The organism is Streptomyces sp. NPDC057271 (genome assembly GCF_042668715.1).
Lineage (GTDB): Bacteria > Actinomycetota > Actinomycetes > Streptomycetales > Streptomycetaceae > Streptomyces.
Genome location: NZ_JBHUYJ010000029.1, coordinates 4,794 through 13,687 on the forward strand (window position 1 = coordinate 4,794; position 8,894 = coordinate 13,687).

Genomic DNA, 8,894 nt, shown 5'->3' on the forward strand with positions numbered 1-8,894 from the left:
GACGGGGAAGGGCCCCACTCCTTCGTGTGGAATCAGCTCCGCTCGAAGCGCGAACGCACCGGGAAGTAGGCGTTCAGGAAGGCACGCAGTACGCGGTCCTGCTCGTCCACCGGCACCTCGGCGTCCGCGGACTCGCCGATGCAGAAGACGTCGTGGCTCCGGCTGGCGAGCAGTCGGCTGAGCACCGAGTGGTGCTCGTAGTTGCCGACGTTGACGTAGCTGCAGGAGATCGCCGACGGCACCGAGCTGCCCGTGAGGTAGCCGTAGTGGTGGTGCAGCGACGAGGTGATCGACAGGTCCGTGTTGGCCCGGAACGGGTTACGGGCCGTCGCCGAGACCTCCTCGGGGAACCGCTCGGCGATCTCGGCCAGCACGCTGCGGCGCAGCGGGTGCGGGGCGTGCAGGAAGCCATGCGTGGCCACCCGGCCGAACGCCTGCTCCAGCAGGGCCCGGTTGTTCTTGGCCGCGGCGAAGTAGCCCTCGTCGTCGTCCGACGGCTCGCTCGGCGGGACGGAGGTCGGCGAACGGAACAGCTTCGCGGCACCGTTGCTCAGGAAGAACGAGCCCGGGGAGAGCGGACGGCCGATGAAGACGTCGTCGTTGAAGTAGAGGAAGTGCTCGGAGAGCCCCTCGATCCGGTGCAGCTGGCTCTCGATGGCGTGCGAGTTGAACGTGGGCAGCCAGGACTGGTCCGGGAAGATGTCCTTGTGGGCGACCACCTCGATGCCGGGCTGGTCGGTGTTCAGCCACTCGGGCGTCTGGTCGTCCGTCACCAGGTAGATGGTGCGCACCCACGGCGCGAACATCTGCAGCGACCGCAGCGAGTACCGCAGTTCGTCACGGTTGCGGAAGCGGACGTCACCGCTGTCGGCGTCGTCGACCGGCATGTCCAGCTTGCGTCGGACGTCGTCACGGCGCTTGCGCCACGCCGGGTCGGTGTCGTCGACCCACGTGTAGACGACGTCGATGGGGAAGTCGACGTCCCACATCAGCTGCTTGGTGAACTGGGTCAGCGTCGGATAGTCGTGCCCGCCGACCTGAAGCTTGGCGGTGGGCTCCAGGGACGGCAGGCGGCGACCGAGGAGCGTCGTCGTGCGCGGGCCGTTGCGCCAGCCGTCCTCGTCCTTGTCCCAGAACTCGACGGTGCAGCCGTACGCCGGCCCGTAGCGCAGAGTCCGGCTCGCACTCGTCACCGGCTTGAAGACCTTCACACCGGCGACCTCGCCGACGCTGTCGAGCCGCTCGGCCAGTACGGCGCCGGGGGCGGCGCCGCGCGGCGTGATGAGCTCGCCGTACACGGGCTTGCCGTGCAGCACGGTCGCGAGCGCCCGGAGGGCCTTCGCACGGTGCTCGACCGGGACGGCCACCGTGTGCGCGAGGCCGTCGGTGCGGACGAGGATGAAGGGGACGCCGGCGTCCTCGAAGGCCTTGGCCGTGATCTCCAGGTTGAGGTCGGCCATCGTCGGGGCGTCGATGTCGTCCCGCTCCTCGGCCAGACGGCCGGCGGAGCGGATCAGGGAGCGGTCCTGGGCCTGGATCAGTACCTCGCGCGCCTTCTGCTCGTCGGCGGAGTTGGCGAGCAGGGAGACGGGGGCGGCGACACTGAAGCTCTTGGTACCGCCCTGCGCGATCCGCAGGGCGGTGCGGTCGGCCCGCGCGGCGAGGCGCTCGGGAGTGTCACGGCGTGCGACGAGGCGCTCGAAGAGCTCCTCCCACTGCGCGGTGATCTTCTCGCCGGAGAAGCGCTCGTTGACGCCGGCGCGCGCCGCCTTGCCGAAGGCGTGGCGGGTGTCGTCGTCCTCCATCAGCCGGGACATGGCCGCGGCCAGCGAGTCGATGTCGCGCGGGGGGACCAGCAGTCCGTCCACGTCGTGCCGGATGATCTCGGCGGGGCCGGTGACGATGTCGTACGCGATCACGGGCACACCCGCGGCGAAGACCTCCAGGAGGACCAGGGGGAACGCCTCGTTGCGCGAGGGCAGCAGGCAGAGCGCCGCCTTGGCCCACTCCTGCTCCATCTGGTCGGAGCGGCCCATGAGCTCCACCCGCGAGTGGATGCCGAGCCCCTCGACGAGATGGCGCAGCCGCACCTGCTGCGGGCCGTCGCCGAAGATCCGCAGCGTCCAGTCGGGGAAGTCGGCGGAGACGCGGTGGAAGGCGTGGATCGCGTGGTCGAGCTGCTTCTCCGGGGTCATCCGGGCAGCCAGGACGATCGTCTTGCTCTCCAGGTCGGAGCGCTGACGGTAGCCGTCGGGCACCGCGTTCGGGATGGCGACGAGCTCGGGCGCCGCGTCGCCGAGCGAGTCGGCGAACCAGTCGTTGGTGCGCTCGGTCAGCGAGACGAGGGCGTCGATCCGAGGCGCGCACACCAGGAGGGGCTCGCCGGAGACGCCGCGCAGCTGGGAGGCGCGGTGCTCCTGGTGGACGGTGACGACCCGGGCGGGCGCGAGGTCGGCGACCGCGGCCATGAGGGCCGGCGTGGTCGTGACGAGGACGTCGCAGTCCAGGGAGCCGAGCGCCCGGGTCATCTCGATGTCGGAGAGCCGGTTGAAGGTGCTCTCCCAGGAGGGCTTGATGATCTCGCTGGGGAGGGAGGTCAGCGTGCGGCAGGCCTCGGCGTCCAGGGTGGAGCTGCGCACGGGCCGCTCGACGCCCCCGGTCCGGTCCACCAGGTAGCGCCGCTTCACCTTGCGGGCGGCCGAGAAGAAGGGTTCCTGCCGGGTCTTGAAGACGCTGAGGACCTCGACGTCGTGCCGGGGCGCGAGGTGGATCGCCTGGGTGTAGGCGGCCATCTCGGTGCCGCCCATTTCGTCACCCCAGGTGAGCAGAAACGTGATCTTCATGCGACTTCCTCTGTGCTGGGGTGCGCGGCTATGACATCTGCGCAGTTGACGGCGAGCGCTCCGGCCGCGGTGACATGGGCGTGCACCCGCATGAGGGAGCCGTTCTCGAGGGCGACGATGCGGAAGGGAGTCCGGTAGACCTGCTTGAAGTGGCGGACGTCCGTCAGCTTCCGGGCGATCTTCAGCCGGGAGCCGCCGAGCCGCAGGTACAGGTCCCAGGTCCGGGCCGTTCCGCGCCCCGCGCCCATCCTGTCCAGAGGAACGTCGAAGGTGAAGCGGTCGCCCTGCCACTCGGGGGTGACGGTGACGGCCTTGTGGTTGCCTCGCCGCAGCACCGCCTCCGCCGTCGCGGCGGCTGCCTTGGCGGGGGCGGTACCGATGAGTCGTCCGTGCACGGTGACCCGGTCCCAGCGCAGGTCGAACGAGGTGAGTTCGGCGTGCGGGCGGGGGGCGCGGACCTTCAGCAGCGCGAAGCCGTCGACCGAGCGCACGAGCCGGAAGGTCGCGCCGCTCGTCGGCGACGGAGAGAACGGCAGGGTGGGACCGTCGGAGAGGTCCCGGCTCGCGGCCGCGGCGATCGTCGCGCGGCGGGTCTGCCGGCTCTCGTCCGTGATCAGGACGGCGAGACGCCAGATACCGCTGCCGAGCACCGGTCCGCGACCGGCCGGTTCCGGGCAGTCCTTGTGCCGCAGGGGGACGGTCGCGGTGAGCAGCACCGTGCCGTCGGCCTGCGGTTCGAGTTCCAGGGGCACCCGCTCACGGCTCGTACCGTGCGAGAGGACGAGGTCGGCGGAGGCGAGGCGCCGCCCGGGGACGGCCACGGCGACGTTGAGGGTCCTGCCGCTGGAGACGGAGAAGTGCACGGGCTTGAGCTGAGCGCTCGGCCGGATCCCGCCGCCGATCGCCGGCACGGTGTGCAACTGCTCGACCCGACGGCGCATGCGTACGGCGGCCCGGCGCGCACGCTTCGCAGCGCCCACCGCGTAGGGCAGCAGTGAGTCACTCACGGCGAATCCCGGCTTCCATTCTCAGCTGACAGTCAGCGGCACATGCTGTCAAGGACGAAGTGCAATGGCAAGTTGACTCCTGATTTGACCATTATGTGATCGCAATCACTCGATCAAGTGAAACCTATATGGCTCTTTCCCCTCTTTACCTGTGGCGATCTTGCCGGATCGCCAGCAGGAAAGCAGGGGGAAGATGGGCCGCCGCACCAATTTCGATCACTTCGTGCCGTCGCGACGCACGCTACTCGGCTCCGTGGCCGGCGTGACGCTGGCCGGACTCGTCAGCGGCTGCACCACCACGCCCGCCGATGTGCCTCCCGTCGACCACGCGGGCGGTGGCGGCTCCGGAATGCCGGTGAGGCAGCTGGGTGTCGAGCCGCGGAACGGATTCGCGGAGCCCGGCGGCGCCCGGGTGATGCAGATCGTGGCCCACCCGGACGACGACCTCTTCTTCATGAACCCCGACGTGATCCACACGCTGTCGAACGGCGTGCCGGTGATCTCCGTCTACGTCACGGACGGCGGTTCCTTCGGCGTGAACGCCGTACCGGGCCGGCCGAACCCGCCCGCGAACCTGCCCGCGTACGTCTCCTCACGCCAGCAGGGCCTGCGGCAGGCGTACGCGCGGATGCTCGGCGCCCCCCTCTTCACCACGTGGGAGCGCACCACGATCCCGCTGCCCGAGGGCCGGGAGGCCGAGCTCAACGTCCTGGAGCACCAGGGACGGCGCGCGGAGCTGATCTTCCTCAACATACGGATGCACGCGAAGGACCATGGCCGGCCGGTCAACATGGCCCACCTGTGGGGCACCCCCGGCGTCCGTCTCCCCACCCAGCCCGCGCCCGAATCCCCGGTCCGGAAGGCGTTCTCCTACAGCCGCGAGGACCTGGTGGACACCCTCGTCTCGCTGCTGCGGCGCTACCGGCCCACGCTCATACGGACGCTCGACCCCGACCCCGACGCCCAGGTCCACGACGAGCGGCACCCGCGTGGCAGTGACCAGGTCGGCTACTCCGACCACCCCGACCACACCGCGGCGGCGCTCTTCGCCTGGCGCGCGCTGGCCGAGTGGGCCGACACGTCGGGGCGCGGCGGCAAGGCGCCCGCGTTCCAGACCGAGGCGTACCGCGGCTACTACAACCAGCGCTGGCCGCACAACCTCCCGCCCGAGACGGTCGCCCTCAAGACCGAGTACCTCAACGCCTACGGCGGGGACCCCTCCTGGGAGTGCGGCAACGCCTCCGGCTGCGGTGACTACGCCATCGGCGCCGACCGCGTCCTCGCCTCGAAGAAGGGGTGGGTACGAAGCACCCACCGGCGCTACCCGAACGCCGGGCCCCAGGTCGTGACCGCCGAGGACGGCTCCCTGACCGTGTACGCCGTGCTCGGCACCCGGCTCGCGCGCTGGACCGGCACGTCGGCGGGGGCCCTGGGGGCGCCCGAGGACCTCGGTGGCGGGCCGCTGGCACCCGCGATCTCCGTGACCACGGACGCGAAGGGCCGCCAGCTGATCTTCGCCCTCCGCTTCTCCCGGCTGGAGGGAGGCGCCTCCCGCAACGTCCGCGAGATCGTCATGCTCCGGCAGCGGACGCCCGGCGGCGCCTTCGACTCCAGCTGGGTCGGGCTCGGCAACCCCGAGTCCCGCCCCCGGCGCTCCCGGCTGACCGGCCCGCCGACCGCGGTGACCGGCTCGGACGGCCGCGTCCACGTCTTCGTACGGAACGGGGACAAGGGAGTCAGCACCCGCGTCCTGGACGAACGGGGCGACTGGTCGCCCTGGCGGGCGCTGCCCGGCGGGTACGTCCAGGACGGCCTCGCCGCGACGGTGGACGGCGGCGGGCTCATCCACGTGTTCGCCGCCGCGCCCGGCTGGGTGGAGCACTGGGCACAGCGCAAGCCGTCCTCCGAACTGCGCAAGGGATCGCGGCGCTTCGTGGCGAGACCGGGGGACGTTCCGGACGCGGTGACCGCCGCGGACGGTTCCGTCCTGCTCGGCTACCGTCCGGTGACGAGCGACCGCGTGATGGTGGAGCGGCTGGCCGCGGGGCGGACCGGGCGCTGGACGACGGTGGCCAACCCGGTCGTACCGGGTTACGGCCGCGTCAGTCTGGTCGGCGGCCGCAAGCCGACCGCGGACGGGCTGCTGATGGCGGCCTCGGCCGGGGGTGGCGAGGCGCTGGTGTACGACGTCCGCGACGGCGGAGCGGCCGCGGCGCGCGCCCGGCAGACCGCGGTCACGGTGGGTACACCGGCGACGGTGACGGCGGCCGGCGGCGCTCCGGCGGCCGTGGTCACCCTCGGCCTGACGGGCCGCCCGGTCGTCACCCGCCTCCGGGACATCGCGGACAGCCAGGCGTCCTGACCGCCCGGACGACCCGGGCCGCCTCATCGCACCCGACCGCCTGACGCCCCGGGCGACCCCAGGGATGGCCGGGCCGCGGGGGCCGACGGGCCGCCGGGGCCGACGGGCCGCCGGGGCCGAGGGGCCCGATAGCGTCCACGCAAGCGCCCCACGGCCGAAACGGCACGTGGGGCGCGTGAAGCGTCTGTGACGCGAGGGTCGGGCAGACCCTAGAACGGGTCGAACTCGTCGTACTCGCGCTGCGACTCGTCCCGCTCCGCCTCGCGGTCGCGGCGGCGCTGCGCGGCCGGACGCGGGGCTTCGAGGCGGTGGTCCTCGCCGCGGCGGCCGAGCATCTCCGCGCCGGCCATCATCGTGGGCTCCCAGTCGAAGACGACCGCGTTGTCCTCGGAACCGATCGCGACGCCGTCGCCCGCACGGGCGCCCGCCTTCATCAGCGCGTCCTCGACGCCCAGACGGTTGAGTCGGTCGGCCAGGTAGCCGACGGCCTCGTCGTTGTTGAAGTCGGTCTGGCGGACCCAGCGCTCCGGCTTCTCGCCGCGCACCCGGTAGACGTCCTCGGCCTCCTCGTAGGTGACCGTGAAGCCCGCGTCGTCGACCGCCTTCGGGCGGAGGACGATACGCGTCGACTCCTCCTTCGGCTTGGCCGCACGCGCCTTGGCGACGATGTCGGCCAGCGCGAAGGACAGCTCCTTCAGACCCGTACGAGCCACGGCCGACGCCTCGAAGACCTGGTAGCCGCGCTCCTCCAGGTCGGGGCGGATCATGTCCGCCAGGTCCTGGCCGTCCGGGATGTCGATCTTGTTGAGGACGACGATGCGCGGGCGGTCCTCGAGACCGCCGTACTGCTTCAGCTCTTCCTCGATGATGTCGAGGTCGGTGACCGGGTCGCGGTCGGACTCCAGCGTCGCCGTGTCCAGGACGTGCACGAGCACCGAGCAGCGCTCCACGTGGCGCAGGAACTCCAGGCCCAGGCCCCGGCCCTGGCTGGCGCCGGGGATCAGACCCGGCACGTCGGCGATCGTGTAGACCGTCGAGCCGGCCGTGACGACGCCCAGGTTCGGGACGAGCGTGGTGAAGGGGTAGTCCGCGATCTTCGGCTTGGCGGCCGACAGGACGGAGATGAGCGAGGACTTGCCGGCGCTCGGGTAGCCGACCAGCGCCACGTCGGCGACGGTCTTCAGCTCCAGGACGATGTCCCGCGCCTCACCGGGCTCGCCCAGGAGCGCGAAGCCGGGGGCCTTGCGGCGCGCGGAGGACAGCGCCGCGTTGCCGAGACCGCCGCGGCCGCCCTGGCCGGCGATGAAGGTGGTGCCCTGGCCGACGAGGTCGGCGAGCACGTTGCCCTGCCGGTCGAGGACGACGGTGCCGTCGGGCACGGTCAGGACGAGGTCCTGGCCGTCCTTGCCGGAGCGGTTGTCGCCGGCGCCGGGCTGACCGTTGGTCGCCTTGCGATGCGGCGAATGGTGGTATTCGAGAAGCGTCGTGACGGCCTGGTCGACGACCAGGATCACATCGCCGCCACGGCCGCCGTTGCCGCCGTCGGGGCCGCCGAGCGGCTTGAACTTCTCCCGGTGTACGGAGGCGCAGCCGTGGCCTCCGTTACCCGCGGCGACATGCAGCTCGACGCGGTCCACGAAGGTGGTCATGGTTCTGTGCCTCCAGTTCGGGGGTCCCCCCGGCCGGAGGCTGGGGGAGGGTACTACGAGGTGGAATGTCTATCTAGTAACACGCGAAAGGCGGACCCGCTTCCCTGCCGGGAAGTGAGGTCCGCCTCCGCGAAAGAACCGATCAGGCGACCGGAACGATGTTCACGACCTTGCGGCCACGGTGGGTGCCGAACTGCACCGAACCGGCCTGCAGGGCGAACAGCGTGTCGTCGCCGCCACGGCCGACGCCCGCGCCCGGGTGGAAGTGGGTGCCGCGCTGGCGGATCAGGATCTCACCGGCGCTGACGACCTGACCGCCGAAGCGCTTCACGCCGAGCCGCTGAGCGTTGGAATCGCGACCGTTCCGGGTGGACGATGCGCCCTTCTTGTGTGCCATCTCTCCTCAGTCCCTTACTTCGCAGCCGCGGGGATGCCGGTGACCTTGATCGCCGTGTACTGCTGGCGGTGGCCCTGGCGACGGCGGTAGCCGGTCTTGTTCTTGTAGCGAAGGATGTCGATCTTCGCGCCCTTGTGGTGGTCCACGACCTCGGCCGTGACCTTGATACCGGCCAGCACCCACGGGTCGCTGGTCACGGCGTCGCCGTCGACAACGAGCAGCGTAGAGAGCTCTACGGTGTCGCCAACCTTGGCAGTGGAAATCTTGTCAACCTCAACGATGTCGCCGACAGCAACCTTGTGCTGGCGACCACCGCTGCGCACGATGGCGTACACGCGGATCTCTCTCTCACTCGGGAACGGTCCCCTGATGCCAGCCGCTCACGCGGGCCGAAGCCCGCGGCGATCCGGAAGTGGACGAGCGGCCTCTCCCGGAAGCCCGGGAGGAGGGTGCTCAGGGGGGTGGCGCGTCTTACGACACGCCGACGGTCAAGGTTACGGGCCGGTGCCTCAAGGGGTCAAATTCGGTGACTTCACCCTCCGGGGCGGGGGTGGGGGGGCGTCCGTGGGGGGCAGCCGGCCTGGCGAACAAAAAATATCTGCGCGTGTGGTTTATCTTCTCTTTTGTCTCCTCCCT

The 8,894-nt window shown here is 71.0% G+C and carries 6 protein-coding genes; 1 reads left to right on the forward strand and 5 read right to left on the reverse strand.

The features are described from left to right. Positions 1-32 precede the first annotated feature (32 nt). Positions 33-2,843, reverse strand: a complete 2,811-nt coding sequence (locus ACFUJR_RS16135) for a stealth conserved region 3 domain-containing protein (protein WP_383179672.1) — start codon at positions 2,841-2,843, stop codon at positions 33-35. Further along, complete coding sequence (locus ACFUJR_RS16140) at positions 2,840-3,850, reverse strand: hypothetical protein (RefSeq protein WP_383179669.1); 1,011 nt, start codon at positions 3,848-3,850, stop codon at positions 2,840-2,842. The genes ACFUJR_RS16135 and ACFUJR_RS16140 overlap by 4 nt, the downstream gene beginning before the upstream one ends. Positions 3,851-4,073: 223 nt before the next feature. On the opposite strand from ACFUJR_RS16140, the gene ACFUJR_RS16145 reads away from it, so the two are divergent. Further along, complete coding sequence (locus tag ACFUJR_RS16145; protein WP_383179666.1) at positions 4,074-6,212, forward strand: PIG-L family deacetylase; 2,139 nt, start codon at positions 4,074-4,076, stop codon at positions 6,210-6,212. A gap of 209 nt (positions 6,213-6,421) precedes the next feature. Here the strand turns inward: ACFUJR_RS16145 and obgE are convergent, their stop codons facing one another. From obgE to rplU, 3 genes are all read right to left on the reverse strand, one after another. Beyond that, positions 6,422-7,861, reverse strand: a complete 1,440-nt coding sequence (gene obgE, locus ACFUJR_RS16150) for a GTPase ObgE (protein ID WP_383179663.1) — start codon at positions 7,859-7,861, stop codon at positions 6,422-6,424. Between the two features lie 142 nt (positions 7,862-8,003). Next, on the reverse strand, positions 8,004-8,258 hold the full coding sequence (gene rpmA / locus ACFUJR_RS16155; protein WP_260226291.1) for a 50S ribosomal protein L27: 255 nt from the start codon (positions 8,256-8,258) through the stop codon (positions 8,004-8,006). Between the two features lie 14 nt (positions 8,259-8,272). Continuing rightward, positions 8,273-8,593, reverse strand: a complete 321-nt coding sequence (gene rplU, locus ACFUJR_RS16160; protein WP_015033583.1) for a 50S ribosomal protein L21 — start codon at positions 8,591-8,593, stop codon at positions 8,273-8,275. Between the last annotated feature and the right edge of the window lie 301 nt (positions 8,594-8,894).